The organism is Lacinutrix sp. 5H-3-7-4, from assembly GCF_000211855.2.
Taxonomy (GTDB): Bacteria; Bacteroidota; Bacteroidia; order Flavobacteriales; family Flavobacteriaceae; genus Lacinutrix.
In genome coordinates, this window is record NC_015638.1 from 1,441,894 (window position 1) to 1,465,558 (window position 23,665).

At 30.3% G+C, this 23,665-nt stretch carries 29 protein-coding genes; 11 read left to right on the forward strand and 18 right to left on the reverse strand.

Annotated elements, in window-relative coordinates; translation table 11 throughout:
- Positions 1-28: 28 nt before the first annotated feature.
- Both LACAL_RS06300 and LACAL_RS06305 read right to left on the reverse strand, forming a co-directional pair.
- Complete coding sequence (locus LACAL_RS06300; protein ID WP_013869880.1) at positions 29-613, reverse strand: hypothetical protein; 585 nt, start codon at positions 611-613, stop codon at positions 29-31.
- The gene (locus LACAL_RS06305) at positions 600-1,163 is read right to left on the reverse strand and encodes a DNA-3-methyladenine glycosylase I (protein ID WP_013869881.1); all 564 of its coding nucleotides are present in this window, start codon (positions 1,161-1,163) and stop codon (positions 600-602) included. The genes LACAL_RS06300 and LACAL_RS06305 overlap by 14 nt, the downstream gene beginning before the upstream one ends.
- Before the next feature lie 80 nt (positions 1,164-1,243).
- Here LACAL_RS06305 and LACAL_RS06310 point away from each other — a divergent pair, with 80 nt between their 5' ends.
- Complete coding sequence (locus LACAL_RS06310) at positions 1,244-1,867, forward strand: thioredoxin family protein (RefSeq protein ID WP_013869882.1); 624 nt, start codon at positions 1,244-1,246, stop codon at positions 1,865-1,867.
- A 7-nt stretch (positions 1,868-1,874) separates the two neighbouring features.
- Here the strand turns inward: LACAL_RS06310 and LACAL_RS06315 are convergent, their stop codons facing one another.
- The 8 genes from LACAL_RS06315 to LACAL_RS06345 all read right to left on the reverse strand — a co-directional run bounded on the left by LACAL_RS06315 (position 1,875) and on the right by LACAL_RS06345 (position 6,628).
- Positions 1,875-2,600 carry a TonB family protein gene (locus LACAL_RS06315; RefSeq protein WP_013869883.1) on the reverse strand — a complete coding sequence of 242 codons (726 nt, stop codon included), beginning with the start codon at positions 2,598-2,600 and terminating at the stop codon, positions 1,875-1,877.
- Positions 2,601-2,677: 77 nt separating this feature from the next.
- Positions 2,678-3,376, reverse strand: coding sequence for a tRNA pseudouridine(55) synthase TruB (gene truB, locus LACAL_RS06320; RefSeq protein ID WP_013869884.1), 699 nt, complete (start codon positions 3,374-3,376; stop codon positions 2,678-2,680).
- Between the two features lie 7 nt (positions 3,377-3,383).
- The gene (locus tag LACAL_RS06325; RefSeq protein WP_013869885.1) at positions 3,384-4,178 is read right to left on the reverse strand and encodes an undecaprenyl-diphosphate phosphatase; all 795 of its coding nucleotides are present in this window, start codon (positions 4,176-4,178) and stop codon (positions 3,384-3,386) included.
- A 17-nt stretch (positions 4,179-4,195) separates the two neighbouring features.
- A complete protein-coding gene (locus tag LACAL_RS06330; protein WP_013869886.1) occupies positions 4,196-4,816 on the reverse strand; it encodes a hypothetical protein in 621 nt (206 codons plus the stop codon).
- A 2-nt stretch (positions 4,817-4,818) separates the two neighbouring features.
- Entirely contained in the window at positions 4,819-5,082 is a 264-nt protein-coding gene (locus LACAL_RS06335; protein WP_013869887.1) for a DUF3098 domain-containing protein, read from the reverse strand.
- Positions 5,083-5,088: 6 nt separating this feature from the next.
- Positions 5,089-5,454 carry a hypothetical protein gene (locus LACAL_RS06340; RefSeq protein ID WP_013869888.1) on the reverse strand — a complete coding sequence of 122 codons (366 nt, stop codon included), beginning with the start codon at positions 5,452-5,454 and terminating at the stop codon, positions 5,089-5,091.
- A 19-nt stretch (positions 5,455-5,473) separates the two neighbouring features.
- Complete coding sequence (locus LACAL_RS15380; protein WP_013869889.1) at positions 5,474-5,626, reverse strand: hypothetical protein; 153 nt, start codon at positions 5,624-5,626, stop codon at positions 5,474-5,476.
- 126 nt (positions 5,627-5,752) lie between these two features.
- Positions 5,753-6,628 carry an ABC transporter permease gene (locus tag LACAL_RS06345; RefSeq protein ID WP_013869890.1) on the reverse strand — a complete coding sequence of 292 codons (876 nt, stop codon included), beginning with the start codon at positions 6,626-6,628 and terminating at the stop codon, positions 5,753-5,755.
- A gap of 176 nt (positions 6,629-6,804) precedes the next feature.
- Between LACAL_RS06345 and LACAL_RS06350 the strand changes: the two genes are divergently transcribed.
- The 4 genes from LACAL_RS06350 (at position 6,805) to LACAL_RS06365 (ending at position 11,646) form a co-directional block, all read left to right on the forward strand.
- On the forward strand, positions 6,805-9,867 hold the full coding sequence (locus LACAL_RS06350) for a leucine--tRNA ligase (RefSeq protein WP_013869891.1): 3,063 nt from the start codon (positions 6,805-6,807) through the stop codon (positions 9,865-9,867).
- A gap of 3 nt (positions 9,868-9,870) precedes the next feature.
- A complete protein-coding gene (locus tag LACAL_RS06355; protein WP_013869892.1) occupies positions 9,871-10,230 on the forward strand; it encodes a hypothetical protein in 360 nt (119 codons plus the stop codon).
- Between the two features lie 79 nt (positions 10,231-10,309).
- On the forward strand, positions 10,310-11,023 hold the full coding sequence (locus LACAL_RS06360) for a zinc metallopeptidase (protein WP_013869893.1): 714 nt from the start codon (positions 10,310-10,312) through the stop codon (positions 11,021-11,023).
- 188 nt (positions 11,024-11,211) lie between these two features.
- Entirely contained in the window at positions 11,212-11,646 is a 435-nt protein-coding gene (locus tag LACAL_RS06365) for a VapA/VapB family virulence-associated protein (RefSeq protein ID WP_013869894.1), read from the forward strand.
- Positions 11,647-11,709: 63 nt separating this feature from the next.
- Here LACAL_RS06365 and LACAL_RS06370 read toward each other — a convergent pair whose 3' ends face one another.
- From LACAL_RS06370 to LACAL_RS06385, 4 genes are read right to left on the reverse strand one after another with little or no spacing between them, the layout of a single operon-like run.
- Complete coding sequence (locus LACAL_RS06370) at positions 11,710-12,393, reverse strand: response regulator transcription factor (RefSeq protein ID WP_013869895.1); 684 nt, start codon at positions 12,391-12,393, stop codon at positions 11,710-11,712.
- Positions 12,383-13,171, reverse strand: coding sequence for a sensor histidine kinase (locus LACAL_RS06375; RefSeq protein WP_013869896.1), 789 nt, complete (start codon positions 13,169-13,171; stop codon positions 12,383-12,385). The genes LACAL_RS06370 and LACAL_RS06375 overlap by 11 nt, the downstream gene beginning before the upstream one ends.
- A complete protein-coding gene (locus LACAL_RS06380) occupies positions 13,153-13,800 on the reverse strand; it encodes a hypothetical protein (protein WP_013869897.1) in 648 nt (215 codons plus the stop codon). The genes LACAL_RS06375 and LACAL_RS06380 overlap by 19 nt, the downstream gene beginning before the upstream one ends.
- Before the next feature lie 3 nt (positions 13,801-13,803).
- Positions 13,804-14,247 carry a hypothetical protein gene (locus tag LACAL_RS06385; RefSeq protein ID WP_013869898.1) on the reverse strand — a complete coding sequence of 148 codons (444 nt, stop codon included), beginning with the start codon at positions 14,245-14,247 and terminating at the stop codon, positions 13,804-13,806.
- Between the two features lie 180 nt (positions 14,248-14,427).
- Between LACAL_RS06385 and LACAL_RS06390 the strand changes: the two genes are divergently transcribed.
- Positions 14,428-14,955 carry a phage tail protein gene (locus LACAL_RS06390; protein ID WP_013869899.1) on the forward strand — a complete coding sequence of 176 codons (528 nt, stop codon included), beginning with the start codon at positions 14,428-14,430 and terminating at the stop codon, positions 14,953-14,955.
- A 106-nt stretch (positions 14,956-15,061) separates the two neighbouring features.
- Positions 15,062-15,850 carry a T9SS type A sorting domain-containing protein gene (locus tag LACAL_RS06395; protein ID WP_158306393.1) on the forward strand — a complete coding sequence of 263 codons (789 nt, stop codon included), beginning with the start codon at positions 15,062-15,064 and terminating at the stop codon, positions 15,848-15,850.
- A 54-nt stretch (positions 15,851-15,904) separates the two neighbouring features.
- On the opposite strand, the gene LACAL_RS06400 is transcribed toward LACAL_RS06395, so the two are convergent.
- On the reverse strand, positions 15,905-16,375 hold the full coding sequence (locus LACAL_RS06400) for an Lrp/AsnC family transcriptional regulator (protein ID WP_013869901.1): 471 nt from the start codon (positions 16,373-16,375) through the stop codon (positions 15,905-15,907).
- Between the two features lie 87 nt (positions 16,376-16,462).
- On the reverse strand, positions 16,463-17,827 hold the full coding sequence (locus LACAL_RS06405; protein WP_013869902.1) for a saccharopine dehydrogenase family protein: 1,365 nt from the start codon (positions 17,825-17,827) through the stop codon (positions 16,463-16,465).
- Between the two features lie 80 nt (positions 17,828-17,907).
- Between LACAL_RS06405 and LACAL_RS06410 the strand changes: the two genes are divergently transcribed.
- Together LACAL_RS06410 and pckA are read left to right on the forward strand one after the other, a co-directional pair.
- On the forward strand, positions 17,908-18,297 hold the full coding sequence (locus LACAL_RS06410; RefSeq protein ID WP_041301336.1) for a DUF423 domain-containing protein: 390 nt from the start codon (positions 17,908-17,910) through the stop codon (positions 18,295-18,297).
- 64 nt (positions 18,298-18,361) lie between these two features.
- Positions 18,362-19,978, forward strand: coding sequence for a phosphoenolpyruvate carboxykinase (ATP) (pckA, locus tag LACAL_RS06415; RefSeq protein WP_013869904.1), 1,617 nt, complete (start codon positions 18,362-18,364; stop codon positions 19,976-19,978).
- 81 nt (positions 19,979-20,059) lie between these two features.
- Here pckA and LACAL_RS06420 read toward each other — a convergent pair whose 3' ends face one another.
- Entirely contained in the window at positions 20,060-20,806 is a 747-nt protein-coding gene (locus tag LACAL_RS06420; protein ID WP_013869905.1) for a uroporphyrinogen-III synthase, read from the reverse strand.
- Between the two features lie 23 nt (positions 20,807-20,829).
- The gene (locus tag LACAL_RS06425; RefSeq protein WP_013869906.1) at positions 20,830-21,480 is read right to left on the reverse strand and encodes a DUF4271 domain-containing protein; all 651 of its coding nucleotides are present in this window, start codon (positions 21,478-21,480) and stop codon (positions 20,830-20,832) included.
- A gap of 110 nt (positions 21,481-21,590) precedes the next feature.
- Here LACAL_RS06425 and LACAL_RS06430 point away from each other — a divergent pair, with 110 nt between their 5' ends.
- Both LACAL_RS06430 and LACAL_RS06435 read left to right on the forward strand, forming a co-directional pair.
- The gene (locus LACAL_RS06430; RefSeq protein WP_013869907.1) at positions 21,591-22,316 is read left to right on the forward strand and encodes a polyprenol monophosphomannose synthase; all 726 of its coding nucleotides are present in this window, start codon (positions 21,591-21,593) and stop codon (positions 22,314-22,316) included.
- Position 22,317: 1 nt separating this feature from the next.
- Positions 22,318-23,664, forward strand: a complete 1,347-nt coding sequence (locus tag LACAL_RS06435) for a dihydroorotase (protein ID WP_013869908.1) — start codon at positions 22,318-22,320, stop codon at positions 23,662-23,664.
- Position 23,665: the final 1 nt, after the last annotated feature.

Below are 23,665 nucleotides of genomic sequence, written 5' to 3' on the forward strand. Positions count from 1 at the left end.
CATAGCAATAAACAGCACTATTTTTAGCTTAGTATAAAACGTGACCATAAGAAGTTGTAGATACTGTTTTTGTTGAAATATGTATGCCTTCACTATTAAATAAAAACTCTTTTAAAAGGTAGTTGTTGCCTGTTTTTATTTCTGCAATTATTTCTAAGTTTGGATTTTGTTTAAAATCACCATTTAAAGTGGCTTTTATAAATTCTTCTTGGCTTTGTTTGTGTTTAAAAACATACTGCTTTTGTGTTTTTTTTAGTTTATGCTTTGAGTAATTTTTCTCTAAAAACCTATTAATTTTATTAAGTATTCGCCTATCAATTTTTTTGTTTTTAACCGTAATTTCTATGTCTTCTAATGTACCTTCTTTAGAAAACTCTATGCTGTATTTTTGTTTTTTATATTTAAATTTTGCTTCATAGCTTACTTTATTACTATCTGTTTCTTTGTAAAGTTTTATTTTTTTTTCAAACTGTTTTATTATGTTTAAAGATGGTGTTGCTGTTTTAGGAAACTGTTGTTGTTCTATTTTTTCTTCTTTTTCATTTTTAGTTTGAGCATAACAACAAGAAAAAAAACAGATAAAAAGGATTATTAAAATTTTATACTTCTTCATATCTAAAACAATTTACTTCGTGGTCATTTACTAAACCTGTGGCTTGTAAAAAAGCATACACAACTGTTGAGCCAACAAATTTATAACCTCTTTTTTTTAAAGCTTTACTAATAGTGTCGCTTAGCTTGGTGTTTGCTGGTGCATTTTTATAATTTTTAACATTGTTTTTAATTGGTGTATGGTTTACAAAACTCCATATATAATTGCTAAAACTACCAAATTCCTCTTGAGTTTTAATAAATGCCTGAGCATTTGTAACGGCTGCATTTACTTTTAATTTATTTCTAATTATACCTTCGTTATTTAATAACTCTTCAATTTTATCTTGTTTATAATTTGCGATTTTTAAGTAGTTAAAACTATCGAAAGCTTGTTTAAAATTCTCACGTTTTCGCAAAATTGTAATCCAACTTAATCCAGCTTGAAACGTTTCTAAAATTAAAAATTCAAAAAAAACATTGTCATCATGAACAGGTACAGCCCATTCTGTGTCGTGGTACTTTTCATAAAGTTCATCACCAGTACACCAGCCACATTTGTGTTTTTTCATATTTGTAAGGAATTTTAAAAATTACTACTAATGTAAGAACTGTAATTTAGAAAACTTAGAAATTACAGTATTTTTACACTATGGAAACACTACAAAATACAGATTTAAAACGCATTATAGATCAAAGTTTAAATAAAGCAATTTCTTACCAAGCTTATAGAGATTTGGTTGAAGAATTAGTGGAAACAAAATTGAATACAGGAAACGATATCACCGAAGCTTTAGTAAATTACACTATGCTTAACGATAGAAGAATGAAACGCTGGGATAAAACGGTAAAAGTATCTGAAGTTGTAAAACAAGAAGTTTCAAACTTAAAGATTAATCAAACTTGGTTAGTAATTACAGAGAGTTGGTGTGGTGATGCAGCTCATGTTATGCCCGTGATGAATAAGGTTGCAGAATTAAATAGTGGGATAGACTTTAAAGTTGTACTTCGTGATGAAAACGACGACTTGATGAATAGGTTTTTAACCAATGGAGGAAAATCTATACCTAAATTAATAATTATAGATAACGATAGTAATGAGGTTTTAGATTCTTACGGTCCAAGACCAAGTACAGCAACAAAATTAGTTACAGATTATAAGGCTAAACATGGTAGTTTAACACCGGAATTTAAAGAAGATTTACAACGTTGGTATAATAAAGATAAAGGTCAAACAGCAATTAAGGATTTGGTTAATATTTTAAAAGCCAGTTAATTAAAGCTTATTTGCCTTTAAAATAAAATGTAATAGTTCCTATTTGAGATTTTTTAGACGAAGGATTAAAATGCGCATTTTTAGCATAATCTAAGGCATAGTCTTGCAGGCAAGAATTAGTTGAGTTTGAAGCGTTATTAATAGCTGTTTTAATAACTTTTCCTGTATTAGAAACTGTTATGTTTACTACTATTTTTCCGCTAGATTCACATAAATAAACAGGTACAGGTAAAAAAGTATCTGTTCTACCTTTTAAAGAATATAGTATAGAACTGTTTTTATTAGCAGAGGCTTCAGTACTACTATTTGCAGAGGCATTAGCACGTTTTTTTAAAATAGAATTTACACCATTAAAAGAGGTTAATTCTTGTTTGTTTACCGTGTTTTTAGCTTTGGTTTTAGTAGCTTTATTTATTTTAAAATCATTATGTTCTCTATTTTCTAATCGAGGATCTATAAAGTCTTCAGGTGGAGCTATAGGTTTATAAGCTTGAGCAAAATGCTTATATTTTTTTGTCTCATTATAAGCTTTATTTGTGCTTTTGCTATTTTGTAACTCGTTTTGTTTTTGCTTTTCTGTTGTTTCAACAACTTCTACAGGTGTTATGTCTATTAGAGTTTCAGAAACCTGTACATTGTATTTAAACATATCTAAACTCAATATACCAAGTACTAAAGTTCCTGCAATTAAAAAAGTTATGGCTAATGCCTTATGTGAGTTTTTAAATTTCAAAATTAAATTTATAATAGATTGGGTTTCTTATGTTATATATACGTATAAACCGCTTTTTGAAGATGTTATTGCAAAAGTTATTCCGTTTTTTTAGGTAATGCAGTAATAAAACTTTCAATAGAAAGTGCATTTTCAACATTAAAATCTCCAATTTTCGTTCGGCGTAAAACAGAAAGGTGTCCACCAGAATTTAGTGCTTTTCCAAAATCGTTTGCTAAAGAACGTATGTAGGTACCTTTGCTGCAAACTACTCTAAAATCTACAGTGTTTTCTTTAATATTTGTGATCTCGAAAGCGTTTATAGTAATTTTTCTAGATTTTATTTCAACATCTTCACCAGCACGTGCAAATTCATACAGTCTTTTTCCATCTTTTTTTAATGCTGAAAAAACAGGTGGAAATTGGTCTATTTCACCAATAAACTGTTTGGTTGTTTGGTGTATTAAATAGTTAGTGATATGGCTTGTAGAAAATGTTTTGTTTATTTCGGTTTCTAAATCAAAAGATGGAGTTGTACTACCTAAAACAATTGTACCTGTGTATTCTTTTATTTGACCTTGAAATGTATTTATTTGCTTGGTCATTTTTCCTGTGCAAATAACTAGTAATCCTGTGGCTAAAGGATCTAGAGTACCAGCATGACCAACTTTAATTTTTTTTATTTTAAAGGCTTGTTTAATCTCCCAACGTAATTTATTTACAACTTGAAATGACGTCCAATTTAACGGCTTGTCTATTAGCAAAACTTGTCCTGCTTGGTAATCTTCAAGAGTCATAAATTAATTAGTTTAAAATTGAAAAAATTATGGCAATTATACCTACAATTACACAGTATAAAGCAAAGTAAGAAAGTTTGCTTTTTTTAACTAAAGCAATCATCCAGGTACAGGCTACTAATCCAGATATAAAAGCTGCAATAAAACCAGCAATAATGGCAACAGAATTTTGACTGTTAAAATTTAGGTCGCCACTTAAAACATCTTTAGCAATTTTACCAAATATTAAAGGAACAACCATTAAAAAAGAAAATCTTGCGGCTTTGGTTTTATCGTTACCTAATAGTACAGAGGTAGAAATTGTTGCGCCGCTTCTTGAAATACCAGGAAGCATAGCTATTGCTTGAGAAACACCAATAATTAAAGCATCTTTAAAGCCTACTTTTTTGTGTGTGTTTTTAGCTTTATCTGCTAAAAATAGTAGTGCCGCGGTAACTAATAACATACAACCTACTAACATAATATTACTACCAAATAGTTGCTCTAATTGTTCTTCAAAAAAAACACCTACAATAACTGCAGGTATCATAGAAATTATAATTTTTATAGCAAAACGATGATCACTATTAACGGCAGGTTTAAATAAACCTTTAATAATTTCAAAAATATCTTTTCTAAAAACTACAATAGTACTTAATGCTGTAGCAAAATGCAGTACTACTGTAAATAAGAGGCTTTCTTCTGGTATGGAGTTGTCGCCAAGAATGGCTTTGCCAAGTTCTAGATGGCCACTAGAGGATACAGGTAAAAATTCTGTTAAACCTTGTATAATTCCTAAAATAATTGAGTCTATAATGTCCATAGCGTAAGTAATGGAAATTAAATTTTATCGGTTAAAACTTTTGGTAAAAGTCTTTCTAAAAATGCTTTTTGATTTTTTTCTACAACTATAAAATTCCAGTTGTCTTTGCCGTTTGGCGATATAGCATATGCTTGTTTTTCGGCATAAATTTCAAAAAACTGTGTCTTTTCATCATACTTTACATTGTTTTCGCCAAAGGTTTGTTGTAAAGCCATTTTAGTTAAACTTAGTTGTAATTCTTGAGATTCTGCTTTTTCTTCTTCAGTTTCATCTTCGTTTTCATCATCTTGAGCATTTATTTTCATAAACATGACATTAGAATATTGAAGCATAGCATAAAACTTGCCTTCAATTTTTTCAGCATCGTTAACCTCGTGTATTTTAGCGTCTTCTAATTTAAATTCAATTCCTGGAGTATTAAAAGTTTGTTCCATAACCCTAACCATTTGGTCTCTTGGTATAATTTTAAACAAGTCTTCGCTTACATAATCCATAGATTTATTAAAATCCATACTTGTAATGGCATCTAAATAATCGTTGAATTGAGTTTTTATTTCGCTTTTATAATCTTGAGAATAACTTACTACACTAATACAAAGAAGACATAGTGTAACGAGTTGTTTTTTTAATAGCGTCATGTTTAGTTAGTGTCTTTAGATCGTGTAAGAATAGCATAAATTTGAACTCCAAATCCTGCCAGAATTAATGTTGGCGCTAAGTGAATGCGTCTCCAGTTAAATATGTCTTCATTAAAAACATTTGGGTCGTCGCTGCCTCCACCAGACATTAAAATAAATCCTATGACAATAAGTGCTAAACCAATAAACATAAATTTATAGTTGCGTTTTCCAAATATAAATTCGCTTTTATGCTCTTCGGTATCTTTACGTTTTTGTTCTCCCACGGTATATTACTTAAGTTCTGAAAAAATAATTTCGTCACCAACAGTTATTTGTACGATGTGCCCAGATGTTGCTAAACCGCCAAGAACTTTTGGTAAGTGCAAAGTAACGGTTTTATTTAAAACTTTTACACGTAATGAATCTAAATTTAGTCCGCGTTCTAATCCTCTACTTATATAGTATAGATCTCCATTTCTGTTTTCTAAAACAATATTATTTGTAACGTCTCTTTGAATGTCTGTAATTTTTCCAGTTTCAACGCTACAAAATTTTGCTTTTGTTCTTGGTTGTTTAATGCTTGTAAATAACTGGTAACTTAAAAAAACAAGCCAACCAATAGCAATTATAATTATTACTATTAAAGTGTTTTTCATATTTAAAAAGAATTTAGTTTTAATCGTAAATTCCTCTTAAATGATTGTTATTAGTGTCTACCTTATCTATTTTAACATATTTGGTAGAAAATTCGTTTGTTTCTTTATGTGATAAAAGTACTATTGAAGTAATCGCAACGATACCTATAAATACAAATGTTACTCGTTTCATAATTTGAAATTTTAATGATGAATAAAAAGTATTGGTATAGTCAGATATATAAATTTTGGTTAAGTAAAGATAACCGGATATGTGTTTAAATATTGTTAATAGGTAAGTTAAACATTGTTAAACTTATTAATATAACTTATCTGTATTTAAGTTTAAAAAACGCTGTGTAGCGAAAAAAGTAGAAATCCATGTAATAAAAATACCTAATAGAAAAACGACTGCAAATAAAGCTATTATAAATACAGGTTTGCTTAATAATGTTAATTCAGGAAACATTTTATCTACATAATAAAGTACAATGGCCATACCAATTAAAGCTAAAACAGCACCAACAATACCAAGTTTTACACTTCTCCATATAAAAGGTTTTCTAATAAAACGCTTAGTAGCACCAACCATTTGCATGGTTTTAATTGTAAAACGTTTAGAGTATACTGCTAACCTTATAGAGCTATTAATTAATAAAACAGCAATTAGTGTAAATAAAGCGCTTAAAAGTAATACCCAAAAACTAATTTTTTTAACGTTGTCGTTCATTAAATTAACTAAGTCATTATCATAACTAACTTCGTCTACAAAGTTTTTTGTTAAAGCTTCGTCTGCAATTGTTTGTAATTTTGCCGAGGTTACAAAATCTGCTTTCAAATTTACATCTATAGAGTTTTTTAACGGGTTACTACCTAAAAAATCCATAAAATCTTCACCGCTTTCTTCTTTCATAAACTCTGCCGCTTGATCTTTAGAAACAAAAGCAGTAGACTTAACATAATCTGCCATTGCTAAACTTTTTTCAAGCTGTTTAATTTCAACCTCTTTTGCTGTATCCTTTAAAAATATAGTAACGGTAACTTGCTCTTTAAAATGATCTGCCACTTTTTTTGCATTTAATACCAAAAGACCTAATAAACCCAGTAAAAATAAAACTAAGCCAATACTTAACACAACAGAGAAGTATGATGAAATTAAACGACGTTTTTGGAATTTATCAAAAGATGAGCTCATAAATAGAGTTTAGATTTAACGGTAAAAATAATAAAGAAAAAGAAAACTATCTTGAAAAGATAAAAGTCTTTTATTTTCAAAAAAAATTAATTTATAATTACAATAACAACGCTTAAACTTTCAACACTATTATAGAAAGTTTAAATTTGCCGTTTTATAAGCAGAAAATCAAGACAATGCAATACGATTTTAATAGAATAGAACAAGACTGGCAAAAATACTGGGCAGAAAATCAAACTTTTAAAGCCTCAAACAATAGCGATAAACCAAAATATTACGTACTAGATATGTTTCCTTATCCATCTGGAGCAGGATTACACGTTGGGCATCCTTTAGGATATATTGCTAGTGATATTTATGCACGTTACAAACGCCATAAAGGTTTTAATGTATTACATCCTCAAGGTTATGATAGCTTTGGTTTACCTGCAGAGCAATACGCTATTCAAACTGGGCAGCATCCAGCAGTAACTACAGAAACAAATATAAAAACCTACCGTAGGCAATTAGACCAAATTGGTTTTAGTTTCGATTGGAGTAGAGAAGTGCGTACAAGTAATCCAGAATATTATAAATGGACACAATGGATATTTATTCAATTATTCGAATCGTATTATTGCAATAATGATAATAAAGCCAAGGATATAAAGGAGTTGGTGTCTATTTTTTCTTCAGAAGGAAATAGTAATGTAAATGTTGCTTGTGATGATGATGTAGAAGAATTTACAGCCGAAGAATGGAATAGCTTTTCAGCAGAAAAACAACAAGAAATACTATTAAAATACAGACTAACGTATTTGGCTGAAACCGAAGTAAACTGGTGTCCTGTTTTAGGAACCGTTTTAGCTAACGATGAAATTGTAAACGGCGTTTCAGAACGTGGCGGACATCCAGTTGTTCGTAAAAAAATGACGCAATGGAGTATGCGTATTTCTGCCTATGCCGAAAGACTTTTACAAGGCTTAGAAGATATAGATTGGACAGATTCATTAAAAGAAACACAACGTAACTGGATAGGAAAATCTGTTGGAGCAAGTGTAACATTTAATGTAAAAGAGCACCAAGAAACAATTGAGGTTTTCACCACAAGACCAGATACTATTTTTGGAGTTAGTTTCATGACATTAGCGCCAGAGCACGAACTGGTATCACAAATTACAACGCCAGAACAAAAAGCAGAAGTAGAAGCCTACATAGAAAAAACAGCCAAACGCAGTGAACGTGATCGTATGGCAGATGTAAAAACAATTTCTGGAGTGTTTACAGGAGCTTATGCTCAGCATCCATTTACAAAAGAACCAATTCCAATCTGGATTGGCGATTACGTATTAGCAAGTTACGGTACAGGAGCAGTAATGGCAGTACCATGTGGAGACCAAAGAGATTACGATTTTGCTAAACATTTTAATATAAATATTCCTAATATTTTTGATGGAGTAGATATTAGCCAAGAAGCTTTTGCAGGAAAAGATGGTGTTAAAATTGCAAACAGCGATTTTTTAAATGGCATGAATTATAAAAAAGCAAGCAAGCGTGCTATTTATGAGTTAGAACAATTAGGACAAGGCGAAGGCAAAACTAACTATAGATTACGTGATGCTGTATTCTCAAGACAACGTTATTGGGGAGAACCATTTCCAGTATATTATGTAAATGGTATGCCACAAATGATTGATAAAGCACATTTGCCAGTAACACTTCCAGAGGTAGAAAAATATTTACCAACCGAAGAAGGCGAGCCACCATTAGGTCGTGCAGATGTTTGGGCTTGGGATACAAGTGCAAACCAAGTAGTTTCTAACGATAAAATAGATAATAAAACCGTTTTCCCACTAGAACTCAATACGATGCCAGGTTGGGCAGGAAGCTCGTGGTACTTTTTCCGTTATATGGAAGAAGCCGCAAATAGAGGCGATGTTTTTGCAAGTGAAAACGCACTAAAATATTGGGAAAATGTAGATTTATACATTGGCGGAGCAGAACACGCAACAGGCCATTTATTATACTCTCGTTTTTGGGTAAAATTACTTAAAGATCGTGGCTTTGTAAATGTTGAAGAACCTTTTAAAAAGCTAATAAACCAAGGTATGATTCTTGGTACTAGTGCTTTTGTTTATAAAATTGGAGCAGTCTCTTTAAGGAATCTCAAAGGGAAAACTGAAAAAAGTTATAAAATTTCTGGTTCTCCAGAGTTTTATCAAAAAACAAATTTATTAATTTCTAAGAATTTATTTTTTGAAAGTTTAGGGTATAATCAAAAAGCACCTAGCTCTAATGTTAAAGGAGATGGTTTTCATGATATTTCAATAAAAAATAAATTATTTGATTTTATCTGTAAAGAATTTAAATTTACTACAGAGCAAATTGATAAAATTGAGAGTGAAGAGCTTATAATAACTTATCATTTTTCTTTTACTAGATCTTTTGTTGGTTATGTAGATTCGTCTGATAATTTGATGATTGATGATTTTTTAAATGATAATATGAACAACGATCTTCTAGACGCAAAAATCATAAAAGAAGAAGATAGCACATTTAAAGTTGGTCGTGAAGTAGAAAAAATGTCCAAATCTAAATACAATGTTGTAAATCCAGACGATATTGTAAGAGATTATGGAGCAGACAGTTTACGTCTATACGAAATGTTTCTTGGACCTTTAGAGCAATACAAGCCTTGGAACACAGCAGGAATTACAGGAGTTCATGGGTTCTTAAAAAAACTATGGAAACTTTATGTCGATGAAAATGGTTTAAAAGTAAACAATGCAGAACCAACAAAAGACAACTTAAAAACCTTACATAAAACCATTAAAAAAGTAGAAGAAGATATAGAGAATTTTTCTTTCAATACATCGGTTTCTACGTTTATGATAGCTGTAAACGAGCTTGGAGCTCAAAAATGTACAAGTAAAGAAATATTAGAACCATTATTAGTTTTAGTATCACCTTACGCACCACACATAGCTGAAGAATTGTATAAAATGCTTGGTAATAGCGGCTCTATTTCTACTGTTACGTTTCCTAAATTTGAAGCTAGCCATTTAGTAGAAAGTAGTAAAAATTATCCAATTTCTTTTAACGGTAAAATGCGTTTTACTTTAGAGTTGCCAATGGATATGAGTAAAGATGATATTGAAAAAACAGTAATGGCTCACGAAAAAACAATTGCACAATTAGATGGTCGTACACCTAAAAAAGTAATTGTAGTTCCTGGAAAAATTGTAAATATAGTTGGATAATGAATGAGGTTTAAGTTTGGTAAAACAGATAGAATTGGGCTTATGTTGTTTACCGCTGTGGTACTAACAACAACATTAATATATCAATTTGAAGAACGTTTTACCAAAGAAAATTGGGAGCGAAATAGATCTACCCGATATAAAATGGCCGATGATATTATTGAGCGCCAAGTACTCTTAGGAAAAACCAAACAAGAAATTATTAACTTATTAGGTTATGCTGTTTTTACAACCAAAAACGGAAAAGAAATTTTACAGTATAAACTTGGCAAATCACCAAATTTTGAAACCGTAAAAAGAGAGACGCTTATTATTTATTTTGAAAATGAAAAAGTAACGCTTGTAGTTAGAGGTCAAGAATAACTGACACATTTTCTTTTAACAACATTGGCTCACTTTTTGTTATATTTATAATCAAGAAACTTAAAATTTAAAAATCAATATGATAGGAACAGGATATATGGGTTACTACATACTAATTGGGGCCATCTCAATAGTAAGCTGGTTAGTAAGTAATCAATTAAAGAGAAAATTTGAGAAATACTCAAAAGTACACTTAAGAAATGGCATGAGTGGAGCAGAAATAGCTCAAAAAATGTTAGCAGATAATGGTATTAGAGATGTTGAGGTAATATCAACTCCAGGTCGTTTAACAGACCATTATAACCCAGCAAATAAAACAGTAAACTTAAGTGAAGCTGTGTATAACCAACGTAACGCAGCAGCAGCAGCAGTTGCCGCGCATGAGGTTGGTCATGCAGTGCAGCATGCAACTGCATACCAGTGGTTAACTATGCGTTCTAAATTAGTACCTGTTGTACAAGTAACATCAAGCTTGTCTCAATGGGTTGTTTTTGGTGGTATTGCATTAATGGCATCAAATGCAATTGGTGTTGCTGGACAATATATTGCTATAGCAGGATTAGTAATGATGGCGTTTGCAACATTATTTAGTGTTATTACATTACCTGTAGAGTACGATGCTAGTAACCGTGCTTTGGCTTGGTTAAAAAATAAAAATATGGTTACTCCAGACGAATATAAAGGTTCTGAAGATGCTTTAAAATGGGCAGCAAGAACCTATTTAGTTGCCGCAATTGGTGCTATTGCATCATTATTATATTGGGCGCTTCAGGTTTTTGGTGGTAGAGATTAAACTCTTTTATAATTTATAGAAAAAAAGCTCCTAAAGTAATTTAGGAGCTTTTTTTTCTATAAAAGTATGTTCCTTTTTAAGGATTACGAATAAATACCTGTTTTATAATTCTAGTAAATTCACGCTCAAAAAGGACAGTTTATATGTGAAACTTTGTTTACGTATTAATTCATTAAAACATTAAAATTATGAAAACCACACAAGAACAAAGAAACACGATTATTGCTCACGATTTTATTACTAAAAACACTGGTGTTTTAGATCAAAATAAAATTGATAATGCAGTAAAAACAATTACAGCTAAAACACAGTCTTACCCAGCTAAAGGAAGTGTTGCAAGTTTTATTTTTTACTTGAAATTTCAAGTTAATATTACTGGTGGAAAATCTTTTAACGGTAATGCTGGAGGAGCTTCTACTCCTGGAGGAGGCGCTTTAATTGGAGATGTGTATACTAGTGATATAAATCGCTTATATAGTGACACTGTAAGTTTTCAATTTACTGCGACACCAGTTTATACAAGTATTATATTTTTTGATAAATCAAGTAATGCTTTAGGCACTTTTCAATGTGGAGCTGTTAGTACGGTTGCTGGTGTTGGTGGTGGTTCAGGTAAGTGGTAAAATTCTTATTAATTTAATTACTAAAACAAAAGTTTCTAAATAATTTTAGGAGCTTTTGTTTTTTTAATCAAACGAATCCTTTTCTAAAGAAACTAGTTTGTTTTTTAATCCATAAATAACCAAACCAGCAACATTTTTAGATTCTGTTTTTAATAAAAGATTATTACGGTGACCTTCTACGGTTCTTGGACTTATAAAAAGTTTTTCTGCTATGTCATTAGTTGTAGATTGTTGACAAATAAGTTCTAAAACTTCAATTTCTCGCTTGGTAAAATAAGAGGTATCAAAATTTGACTTTACTTTTTTATCATTAGGATTTGTAAGATTTTCGTGTATAAATTGTATTACTTCTTGACCATAATAAAAGCCTTTATTGGCAACTTCTTCTATAGTTTTAATCATTAAATTTGGAGTGCTATTTTTTGCCAAATAAGCAACAGCTCCAATAGATATCATGTTTAGTATAAAAGGTTTGCTAAAATAACTTGTTAAGGCAATGACTTTTATATCTGGAAATTCTTTTCTAATTAATTTTGTGACTTCAACACCATTTAGTTTTGGCATTTTTAGATCTGTAATTACAATTTCAGGTAATTCATTAGCTTGCCGTAAAAGCATAATTAGCTCTTCTCCATTTTCGGCATCAAAAACAACTTCTATATTTTTATTGTTTTCTAAAATGGCTTTCAATCCTTGTCTAAACAATTGCTCGTCATCTGCTAACACAATTTTTATATTATTTTTCATAATTACAACGTATAATAAATTGACTTCCACTATTAATTGTGCTATCGATTAATAATGTCCCGTTTAAAATTTTAACTCTACTTTTAATATTTTGTAATCCAATTCCTGATTTTCCTTTAATATCATTCACTGTAAAGCCTTTGCCATTATCTTGATATCTTAAAACAAAACCTATATTACTCTTTTCCATATAGACCGCTAATTCATTGGCTTTGCCATGCCTAATAGAGTTGTTTATAAGTTCTTGTACAATTCTAAAGACATGTAATTGGTTGGTTTTAGATAGTTTAGGTAATTCTTCTATGTTGCTCTCTATATCTAAATTTGTACTTGTAGAGCATTCTTCAAACAACTCTTCTAAAGCAGCTTTTAGCCCAAATTCATTTAGAATAGGAGGTAATAAATCATGAGCAATTTTACGTGAACTTTCTAATGTTGTAGAAGTTATTTCTAGTATTTGTTGTAGCGATGCTTTTTGATTTGTTGAAAGACTTATATCTGTTAATAAAACATTTGTAGATAGGCTTACAATATTAAGTTTCGAGCTAATGGCATCATGTAAATCTTGTGCAATTCTTTTGCGTTCAGCTTCTTGAATTGAGATAGAAGTTTGTAATATTTTTTGTTGGTTTTCAAGTTTAAGGGCGGCTTTTTCAAGTTCTTTTTGTATAAGTTTTTGTCTTGAATAGTGAAAAAACAAAATTATTCCAGTAGTAATTAATACTAAAAATATAATACTATAAACTAAGGCTTGTATAATTAATCTTTCGTTTTCCATAAGCTCATTTTCCACTCAAATAATATTAATAAAAGATAACCTACATAAAATACTTTATTTAAAAACCAGACATTATTTGCTAAAGATTTATCTATAGAATTAATTACGTTTCCTAGTATAAAAATAAGTGTACTAACAGATAAATAAATTAATATTGCTGAATTTATATACATGTATTTTCCAGGTTTTCCTAAAGAATTATACAAATGGGTAATTGAATAAATAACTAAAGGTAGTGAGGTAATAAGAATTTCTAATAAATTAAACTTAGTAAATAACGATGTGTCTTGATAATATTGAATAGCTAATATTACGGCTACAATACCAAAAAGAAAATTAACCCACTTTTTTTGTGTTTTGGTAAAATGTACTTTATAAAAAAGAGATAAAAAGACAAATTGAAAAATAAAGTAAAAGTGGGATAAAAATAAATTATTAGTTTTATTAAAGTATTTAATAATAACTATACTTAAGCTCAAAACTAGAAATGTAAGGACTAGGTAAATTGAAAAAGGTACAAGTGCTTTCTCCTTATTCTTTTTAAAACTGCTATAAGAATATAATATAACATTTATAAATAATAGAATTAGGCCCAAATTTTCAAATACTTCATCAAATATTTTCTTCAAAGTTTATGGGTTGTATAAAGGGCTGTTTTCATCACACTCACTTGGACATGGTGCTGTAAAATCGTAAACACCACTTCCTTTTAACTTAGAAAATGCAGTTTCTATATTTTCATCATTAAATCTTGAAGGTGCTTCTCCTTCAATAATATCTCTATGCTTACCTTCACGATCTACTTTCGTACCAACAATTAATAGTTTTTCTGTTTCTGGACTTGCAGGCGTTTCCTCAGGTCTTTTAATTGCCATATAAGCACGTACTCCAGAATTTGCTACATTCTTAAGAGAATAGTTTCCGTCACCATCATTAATCAATACTTCCATTTCTTCTAAACAAGCAATAAGATCGTTTGCAGGAATTAAAAATGCTTTGGCATGTGTGCTATTTTCGTGTTGCCATTTCCTAGCATACGTTTTTGCTTTATTAATATCAATTGATCTTGAATTCATAATATTAAGTTTTTTGTTGATTAATAGAATTTAAAGTTACTGAATTATACCTTATAAAAGTGCTGGATATAAAAATAGGGTGTTTCTACGTGCTTTTTATTTTGAGTAATTCTCCTCTGTTTTAAAGTTTTGATTATCAATACATTTGAGTTTGTTATAAATCAATAAAACTTAAAAATTATGGAACAGTACATTGGACAAATCATAATGTTTGCTGGAAATTTTGCACCTAGAGATTGGGCGCTTTGCGATGGGCAAATATTACCAATTTCTCAATATCAAGCACTATTTTCTATTCTAGGAACCAATTATGGAGGAGATGGTAGAACAACATTTGGATTACCAGATCTTAGAGGTAGAATTCCTGTCCATGCTGGAGTAGGTCCAGGTTTACCTACTTTTTCTTTAGGACAAAAAGGAGGTGCTACGACAAATAAATTGTCTGTAAATCAACTTCCAGAGCATGATCATACGGGAGCAATACAAGCTGTTAGTCCAATTCCAAGAGGAGGTACAACAGTAAAAAGTCCTATAAACACCTATATTGCCGAAGGCGGTACTTTTGCTATGGGTAAAAATGCTTCAATGGCTGTAGATAGTGTATCTATTGGAAAAACTGGAGGAAATCAAGCAGTAAATAATATGCAACCTTATCAATGCGTAAATTACATAATTGCTTTACAAGGTATGTTTCCTTCAAGATCTTAAATAATAATTATAGGCATGAGATGTTGTTTTTCTTGCCTTTAATAGTTTATAAGTGTTTAACTTTTAATAAATATATATGATGAAAAATTACTTTTTTAAAACAAAAATGTTGCTCAAATCAACATTTAGCTTTTTTTTAATAATCTCCTATATAAATAGCAATGCTCAAATTTTAAATTTTACAATTGATACTGCTATAGATAATGGTACGTCTATTACCGAAACATTAGTTGATGGTTCTGATACGTATATATTAACAGCTGATATAGCTGGTTCTGGTGCTGAAACTTTGGATGATTTAGGTGGAGGCGATTTAATTTTTTATTTTGGAAGTGGAGGTTCTAGTAATACGTTTATTATAACGCTAACTAAAAATAGTAACCCAGTAGTTTTTACATTAAACGGCATAGATTACGATACATTAGAAGATGGATTTATATCTGTTGTTAATCAAGATGATGCAGAAATTTCAGCAAATCAAGAATATTTATTTGGTGGAGGAGCAATTAATATTACCAACACAACAAATGCTACAAATATTTCTGAGTTTAAAATTTTACAACCTGATATTGGTGATAATACCGATTTTGGTTTTCATAATATTAATGTAACCGTTGAAGAAACATTGAGTGTGGATACATCTACAATGTTAGAAGATGAAATTGCTGTTTTTCCAAATCCATCTAACGGAAATATTACAATTAAAAACTCTGGAATATCTTTAGAAAAAGTAACAGTTATAGATCTTAACGGTCGTATAATTACGTCTCAAAATTTAAATGGAATAACCACTAATCTAAACTTAGATTTAAGTTCAAAATTATCTGCTGGCTTATATTTTATTGACATTTCTACGGAAAATGCCTCGACAATTAAGAAGCTAATTATTGAATAAAATTAAGATAAAAATAATTTTAAAAGAGCTTCAAAATTTTTTTGAAGCTCTTATTTATATTTTAATTTGTCTTTCAATCTGTTGGTCTAAAGAGATAAAAGTCTCTGTTCTAGAAACACCAGGTATAGATTGAATATCACTATTTAATAAATGCATTAAATGCTCATTATCTTTACAGAGTATTTTAATAAATATACTCCAGTTACCTGTAGTGTAATGGCACTCTAAAACTTCGGGTATTTTTTTTAATTGTTTAACAGCGTCTGGATTGCTAACGGCTTTATCTAAATACACACCTACAAAAGCCATTGTAGTATAACCTAAAACTTTAGGATTAATTATAAATTTTGAACCAGCAATTAAACCAGATTTTTCTAATTTTCTTAAACGTTGATGAATTGCAGCACCAGAAATACCAACTTGTCTAGCAATTTCTAAAACCGATGTTCTGGCATCTGCCATTAAAGCACGAAGTATCTTTTTATCGATACCATCAATATGTATATTTTGATTTTTAATTTTCATGTTTAAACGTGTAGCAGAAATAAATGTTTGAGATTAAAACATAAAAATACAAAATGATATTAAATTGAAAGCTTTTAGGTTCGTTTTCTAAATATTTAATGGGTTGTAACCTAAATAATCTACATCCTTTTCTTTAAATACAACTCCAAACGCTTCTAATTCTTTTAAAATAGGGTCATAAACCTCTTTGCTAATTGGTCTTAAAATTCCTGGAGTAGTAATTTTTTTATTTAGTATAGCCAATGCAGCTATTGCAACAGGAAGACCAACTGTTTTAGACATAGCTGTATAGGTTTGGTCCTCTCCAAGAGCTACCATTGTAGAGTCTATTTGGTGTTTCTTTCCGTTTAGTTCGTAGCCAAATTTATGATACATAACAATCATATCTTTATCTTGAGGATCAAGAGTCCAGCTATCCAATAGTATTTTTTGTAAAATTTGAGCAGGAGTTGCTCTATCTAGCTCAACCATTTTTGTTGCGCTAAAAATATCTAATTCAACAAATTTATCCCAGATAATATCATCTTGATCAATTTTTAAAGCATGTCTAAACTTTAATTCTACAGAGTCTGTTGGGCTATACGGTAAAAATGAGTTTACAAAATCACGATAACTCATGTTTTTACTATCATCAATAGTATAACTATCATCAGTCATGCCAAGAGCAACAAACACATTCCAGGCACGACTAAAACCAACCCGACGTATAGTGCCTCGATATAAAGTTTTAACTTCTTCTAAGCCATAAATGTTTTGATATTTTAAAGAGTCTCTATTAGCATAAGCTTCAAAACGACCAAAACCATCAACATCTAAAAACTCAGTTCTTCTAAACAGTCTGTTATAAGGTATGTATTTATAAGTGCCTTCTTGTAAAAACTTAGCAGCACTACCTTGACCAGCAACAACTACGTTTCTTGGGTTCCAAGTAAATTTATAGTTCCATAAATTAGTATCACTTTCTGGAGCGACTAATCCACCTGTAAAAGACTCAAATAAAAGCATTTTACCACCTTTATCTTCAATACGGTCTATAACTTGCATAGCACTCATGTGGTCAATACCAGGATCTACACCAATTTCATTCATAAAAATGAGGCCTTTTTCTTTAGCTTCATTATCTAAAGCTTGCATTTCATCACTAACATAAGATGCCGTAACCATATTTTTATTATAAGTAATACAATCTTTAGCCACTTCAATATGAAATCTGGCAGGCAACATAGAAATTACAATATCTGCTGCCTTTACAGCTTCAACTCTGGATTTTTCATTAAAAACATCTAACTGTATTGCTGTTGCATTATTATGGTTGTTAGTAAGTTTAGAAGCGTTTTCAATTTGTAAATCTCCAACGGTTATGTGAAGGTTTTCGGTTGTAGATTTTTCTAACAAGTATTTTATTAAGTACGATGTAGATTTTCCAGAACCAATAACTAAAATGTTTCTCATATTTAAATAGATATTACCTAATTTTGTTTCAACGAATGTACTAAAATGCAAACGTTATAAAAATTATAAGCTCTATTTATATGAATAAAAAAATGTTAATTTTAGGAGCCGTTTATGGGCTTTTAGCTGTAATAATTGGTGCCTTTGCCGCTCATGGTTTAAAACCAAAAATTTCTGCCGAAGCGATACAATCTTTCGAAACAGGAGTGCGTTATCAAATGTATCATGCACTGTTGCTGTTATTTGTTGGGAATTTAGAGATTATTTCGGCAAAGTCAAAAAAAATAATATTCTACTTAGTATTAATAGGAGTAATTTTTTTCTCAGGTTCAATATTTCTTTTAGCAACTAACACATTAACCGCTTTTAACTTTAAAGTTATTGGTTTTATTACACCTATAGGAGGTTTATTACTAATTATATCTTGGGTTGTAATGTTAATAAACTTTTTAAAAATTGGTAAGAATTAACGCATAAATATTTATAGATGTTATAATAATGTGTAGTTTTGTAGCTTAAACAACATACTAAATTATGGTAAACCATACACAATCTACGAAAACGATTTCGTTAGAAAAATACGGTATTAAAAACGCTAATGTTAGATACCAACTAGCTCCTGAAGCTTTACACGATATTACAATTGAGAAAAATCAAGGTGTAGAAACATCATCTGGAGCACTCGCTGTTAATACAGGTGAGTTTACAGGCCGTTCTCCAATGGATCGTTTTATTGTTAAAGACGATATTACAAAGGATCGCGTTTGGTGGGGAAATATAAACATCCCGTTTGAGGCCGATAAGTTTGACAAATTATACGATAAAGTAGTTGATTATTTATCTGAAAAAGAAGTGTTTGTTAGAGATAGCTATGCTTGTGCAGATGAAGATTATAAACTTAATATTCGTGTAATAAACGAATATCCTTGGAGTAACATGTTTGCTTCTAATATGTTTTTGCGTCCAACAGAAGAAGAGTTAAAAGACTTTTCTCCAGAGTGGACCATTGTTAATGCACCTGGCTTTATGGCTAATGCAGAAGAAGATGGAACACGCCAACATAATTTTGCAATCTTAAATTTTGAAAAGAAAATTGCACTTATTGGAGGAACTGGTTATACAGGTGAAATTAAAAAAGGTATTTTTTCTGCCTTAAACTTTATACTTCCAGTATTTAAAAACACATTACCAATGCACTGTAGTGCTAATGTTGGTAAAGAAGGTGATACAGCTATTTTCTTTGGATTATCTGGTACAGGAAAAACAACATTGTCTACAGACCCAGACAGAAGTTTAATTGGTGACGATGAGCACGGTTGGACTGCAGAAAACACTGTTTTTAATTTTGAAGGTGGTTGTTACGCTAAAGTAATTAACTTATCTCAAGAGCAGGAACCAGAAATTTACAATGCCATTAAAAAAGGCGCCATTCTTGAAAATGTAAAATTAAATGATAAAGGAGAAGTAAATTTTGAAGATACTTCTATTACTCAAAACACAAGAGTAAGTTACCCAATTCATCATATTGAAAATATAAAAACACCATCTATTGGTAAAAACCCAAAAAACATATTCTTTTTAACCGCAGATGCTTTTGGTGTATTACCTCCAATCTCTAAATTAACACCTGCACAAGCAGCTTACCATTTTATTTCTGGATATACTGCAAAAGTAGCAGGAACAGAAGCAGGAGTAAAAGAACCACAACCTTCTTTTTCTGCTTGTTTTGGAGCACCATTTATGCCATTACACCCAACAGAATATGCAGAGATGTTAAGCAAAAAAATGCTTGATGCTAATGTAAATGTTTGGTTAATAAACACGGGTTGGTCTGGTGGATCTTATGGTGTTGGAACTAGAATGAAATTAAAGTACACTCGTGCTATGATTAATGCAGTTTTAAACGGTGATTTAGGATTGTATAATTACGACGATTACCATATTCACTCTGTATTTGGTGTGGCACAACCAAGGTCTTGTCCTGGTGTTCCAACCGAAGTATTGAGCCCAAGAGCAACTTGGAATGATGATAAAGCATATTACGATACGGCATTTAAATTAGCCAATGCTTTTAGAAAAAACTTTGAACAATTTGAAGAACACGCTAGCGAAGAAGTTAGACGTGGTGGACCGCAACGCTACGGTTACTAAAATATAATTATCTGCTAAACTAAAAAAGGCTTCTCAAATTAATTGAGAAGCCTTTTTTTAATCTATATGTTTTCTAGATTATTACTTTTTGTTAGCCGCAGCAATATACTTTTTTAAAGCCATAGTCATAGAAGGTGTTTCTGGTGTTGGAGCAGCAATATCTACTCTTAAACCTTTAGCTTCTACAGCTTTTATTGTCGTGTTTCCAAATACAGCTATACGTGTGTCGTTTTGTTTAAAATCTGGAAAATTATGAAATAAAGATTCTATACCACTTGGGCTAAAGAATACTAAAATATCATAAGTTACATTTTCTAAATCAGATAAATCACTAATTACTGTTTTGTAAAACACAGCTTCTTTCCATTTTACGCCTAAACCATTTAATACTTCTGGTACTTCAGGCTTCAGTTTATCGGCAGCCGGAAGCAAGAAGTTTTCATCTTTATATTTTTTAATTAAAGGAGAAAGTTCTGTAAAGGTTCTTTTACCAACATAAATTTTACGCTTTCTATAGACTACATATTTTTGCAGATAATAGGCAACAGCTTCAGACTGGCAAAAATATTTCATAGCGTCTGGCACTTTAAATCGCATTTCTTCAGCAACTCGAAAAAAATGATCAACAGCATTTCTACTTGTTAAAATAATAGCAGAGAACTTACTTAAATCAATTTTTTGTTGTCTTATTTCTTTTGAAGGAACGCCTTCAACGTGAATAAATGGTCTGAAGTCGATTTTAACTTTCTGTTTTTCAGATAGATCGAAATACGGCGAATTTTCTATTTTAGGTTCTGGTTGCGAGACTAAAATTGTTTTCACTTTCATATTTAATAGCTTTGTTAATTACCTTACAATGTTGTAAATGACTTGTACAAAATCACATAAGGTGAAATTTCAAGTGTGCAAAGATACAAAATAAAATAAAACATATGTTTCTTTATTAAACTAAGATTCTTTTTAAAAAAGAAAATAATGCCTATAAACTGTATTAAAACCAATGCTAAACCTAGTATAATTAGTATTGTTTTGGTAGGAGAAATGCTATATAACAGCACTGCATTTATTGGTATAAGTAGTAAGCCTAAAAAGTTTTTATAACTTATTTTCTCGAACAGATAATTTTTTAAAATAAAATCTAAGTTAAAAATACTGCTAATTAAACGTTCAATTAAAACTTTGATTAACATAAATATACTAATGCCAAGTGCTATTTTTAATAGTAATAGCGAAACATTTTGCGTGTTTAAAATAAAAAAGGTCTTATAGCTTAATAAGCTAAATATTGATAAACCAATAATAAGATTTGCAAAAAGTAAACCTTCAAAAACATCTAAAAATTTTTGGTCTCTACCATAAACTTTTAAATATCTAAAATTAAATACTATAGCCGTAAAATCATGAAACCTTTTAGGGAAAATAAGTTTAGCAACGGCAAGTATTACCAAGCAAGCTACTAATAAAATGGTGTAAATTTCTAAAAAATTTGTAGTTCTTAACATAGTTGTAAAATTATTATAAAAATTTATAGCTATAGAGCAATTTATTAATAAATATTTACAAAAGAGTAAGTTTCAAAATATGTACATTTGTCTCAAAATTAAGAGACGTAATGAGGGACGCTATTGTCATTATCCCAACATATAATGAGATAGAAAATATTGAAACGATAATTAGAGCTGTTTTTGCTCAACAAAAAGCGTTCGATATTTTAGTAGTAGATGATAATTCACCAGATTTAACTGCCGATTGTGTAAAGGAACTTCAGCAAGAATTTCCAGACCGCTTATTTTTAAGTGTAAGAAAAGAAAAATCTGGTTTAGGTACAGCTTACATTCATGGTTTTAAATGGTGTTTAAATAAACACTACGATTATATTTTTGAAATGGATGCCGATTTCTCTCATAACCCTAAAGATCTTGAACGTTTATACCATGCCTGTGCTAATAAAGGTGCAGATTTAGCCATTGGTTCACGTTATAAAAAAGGAGTTAATGTGGTAAATTGGCCACTAGGCAGAATTATTTTATCTTATGGAGCATCATTATATGTTAAACTTATAACAGGAATGCGTATTCAAGATGCAACCGCAGGTTTTATTTGTTATAAAAGAAAAGTTTTAGAAACTATTAATTTAAACGATATTAAATTTATTGGTTACGCTTTTCAAATTGAAATGAAGTTTAAGGCCTATTTAAAGCAATTTAAAATTGTTGAAATACCTGTGATTTTTACAGACAGAACAAAAGGAAAATCTAAATTAAGTACAAGTATAATTTCCGAAGCTATATTTGGAGTAATAGCTATGAAATTTAAAAGTCTATTTAATACAAAATAATATGAACGAGAGAATTACATTAATTAAAAATGCCAAAATTGTAAATGAAGGCAAAATTTTTGAAGGTGATATTTTAATAGAAGGCGCGTTTATTACTAAAATAGCTAGCTCAATTAGTCCAAAATCTGCCGATGTAAATATCTTTGATGCCGAAGGAAAATATGTTATTCCTGGAGCAATAGACGATCAAGTGCATTTTCGCGAACCTGGTTTAACGCACAAAGCAAATATAGAAACCGAATCTCGTGCAGCTGTAGCTGGTGGTATTACCTCTTTTATAGAAATGCCAAATACAAACCCACAAACCACCACAATAGAAAAATTAAACGATAAATTTAATATAGCAAAAGAAAGCTCTTATGCTAATTACTCGTTTATGTTTGGTGGTACTAATGATAATTTAGAAGAAATTTTAAAAGTAGACCCAAAACAAGTTGCTGGTTTAAAATTATTTTTAGGTTCATCTACAGGAAATATGCTAGTAGATAACCCAGAAGTAATAGAAAAAATATTTTCAAGCACAGATTTGTTAATCTCTGTACATTGTGAAGACGAAGCTACAATTAGAAAAAACACAGAAATATACAAAGAACGATATGGCGATGATATTCCTGTAAACCTACATCCTATTATTAGAAGTGAAGAAGCTTGTTATCTATCATCATCTAAAGCAATAGAATTAGCTAAAAAAACAGGAGCACGATTACACGTTTTTCACCTATCTACAGCTAAAGAAACAGCGCTTTTTGATAATAAGACACCATTAAAAGATAAAAAAATTACAGCAGAAGTTTGTATACATCACCTTTGGTTTAGCGATAAAGATTATGATGAAAAAGGAACATTAATTAAATGGAATCCAGCAGTAAAAACCGAAAATGATAAAGAGCAACTGCTAAAAGCATTATTAGATGATAAAATAGATGTAATTGCAACAGATCATGCACCACATACTATAGAAGAAAAAAATAACGTTTATACAAAAGCACCAAGTGGTGGACCATTGGTGCAACATGCATTGCCAGCGTTATTAGAGATGCATCATCGTGGACAAATTTCTATTGAAAAAATAGTAGAAAAAATGTGCCATAATCCAGCAATTCTATTTCAGGTAGAAAAAAGAGGATACATTAAAGAAGGCTATTATGCAGATCTAGTAATTGTAGATTTAAATAATCCTTGGACAGTAAAAAAAGATAATATTTTATATAAATGTGGTTGGTCTCCTTTTGAAGGGACAACCTTTAAATCACGTATTTCTCACACTTTTATAAATGGAGGTTTAGCGTATAAAAACTTTAAGTTTTATGAAACTAAATATGGGAAACAATTAACTTTCGATAGATAAT

Bases quoted from the DNA above. Each gene is read 5' to 3' on its own strand.
- LACAL_RS06395 (WP_158306393.1), top strand. From the start codon at position 15,062: ATGTTGCTCAAATCAACATTTAGCTTTTTTTTAATAATCTCCTATATA.
- LACAL_RS06410 (WP_041301336.1), top strand. From the start codon at position 17,908: ATGAATAAAAAAATGTTAATTTTAGGAGCCGTTTATGGGCTTTTAGCT.
- LACAL_RS06385 (WP_013869898.1), bottom strand. From the start codon at position 14,247: ATGAATTCAAGATCAATTGATATTAATAAAGCAAAAACGTATGCTAGG.
- LACAL_RS06325 (WP_013869885.1), bottom strand. From the start codon at position 4,178: ATGGACATTATAGACTCAATTATTTTAGGAATTATACAAGGTTTAACA.
- LACAL_RS06345 (WP_013869890.1), bottom strand. From the start codon at position 6,628: ATGAGCTCATCTTTTGATAAATTCCAAAAACGTCGTTTAATTTCATCA.
- LACAL_RS06305 (WP_013869881.1), bottom strand. From the start codon at position 1,163: ATGAAAAAACACAAATGTGGCTGGTGTACTGGTGATGAACTTTATGAA.
- LACAL_RS06390 (WP_013869899.1), top strand. From the start codon at position 14,428: ATGGAACAGTACATTGGACAAATCATAATGTTTGCTGGAAATTTTGCA.
- LACAL_RS06375 (WP_013869896.1), bottom strand. From the start codon at position 13,171: ATGGAAAACGAAAGATTAATTATACAAGCCTTAGTTTATAGTATTATA.
- LACAL_RS06425 (WP_013869906.1), bottom strand. From the start codon at position 21,480: ATGTTAAGAACTACAAATTTTTTAGAAATTTACACCATTTTATTAGTA.
- truB (WP_013869884.1), bottom strand. From the start codon at position 3,376: ATGACTCTTGAAGATTACCAAGCAGGACAAGTTTTGCTAATAGACAAG.
- LACAL_RS06355 (WP_013869892.1), top strand. From the start codon at position 9,871: ATGAGGTTTAAGTTTGGTAAAACAGATAGAATTGGGCTTATGTTGTTT.
- LACAL_RS15380 (WP_013869889.1), bottom strand. From the start codon at position 5,626: ATGAAACGAGTAACATTTGTATTTATAGGTATCGTTGCGATTACTTCA.
- LACAL_RS06435 (WP_013869908.1), top strand. From the start codon at position 22,318: ATGAACGAGAGAATTACATTAATTAAAAATGCCAAAATTGTAAATGAA.
- LACAL_RS06400 (WP_013869901.1), bottom strand. From the start codon at position 16,375: ATGAAAATTAAAAATCAAAATATACATATTGATGGTATCGATAAAAAG.
- LACAL_RS06420 (WP_013869905.1), bottom strand. From the start codon at position 20,806: ATGAAAGTGAAAACAATTTTAGTCTCGCAACCAGAACCTAAAATAGAA.
- LACAL_RS06350 (WP_013869891.1), top strand. From the start codon at position 6,805: ATGCAATACGATTTTAATAGAATAGAACAAGACTGGCAAAAATACTGG.
- LACAL_RS06340 (WP_013869888.1), bottom strand. From the start codon at position 5,454: ATGAAAAACACTTTAATAGTAATAATTATAATTGCTATTGGTTGGCTT.
- LACAL_RS06330 (WP_013869886.1), bottom strand. From the start codon at position 4,816: ATGACGCTATTAAAAAAACAACTCGTTACACTATGTCTTCTTTGTATT.
- LACAL_RS06300 (WP_013869880.1), bottom strand. From the start codon at position 613: ATGAAGAAGTATAAAATTTTAATAATCCTTTTTATCTGTTTTTTTTCT.
- pckA (WP_013869904.1), top strand. From the start codon at position 18,362: ATGGTAAACCATACACAATCTACGAAAACGATTTCGTTAGAAAAATAC.
- LACAL_RS06370 (WP_013869895.1), bottom strand. From the start codon at position 12,393: ATGAAAAATAATATAAAAATTGTGTTAGCAGATGACGAGCAATTGTTT.
- LACAL_RS06360 (WP_013869893.1), top strand. From the start codon at position 10,310: ATGATAGGAACAGGATATATGGGTTACTACATACTAATTGGGGCCATC.
- LACAL_RS06310 (WP_013869882.1), top strand. From the start codon at position 1,244: ATGGAAACACTACAAAATACAGATTTAAAACGCATTATAGATCAAAGT.
- LACAL_RS06430 (WP_013869907.1), top strand. From the start codon at position 21,591: ATGAGGGACGCTATTGTCATTATCCCAACATATAATGAGATAGAAAAT.
- LACAL_RS06405 (WP_013869902.1), bottom strand. From the start codon at position 17,827: ATGAGAAACATTTTAGTTATTGGTTCTGGAAAATCTACATCGTACTTA.
- LACAL_RS06365 (WP_013869894.1), top strand. From the start codon at position 11,212: ATGAAAACCACACAAGAACAAAGAAACACGATTATTGCTCACGATTTT.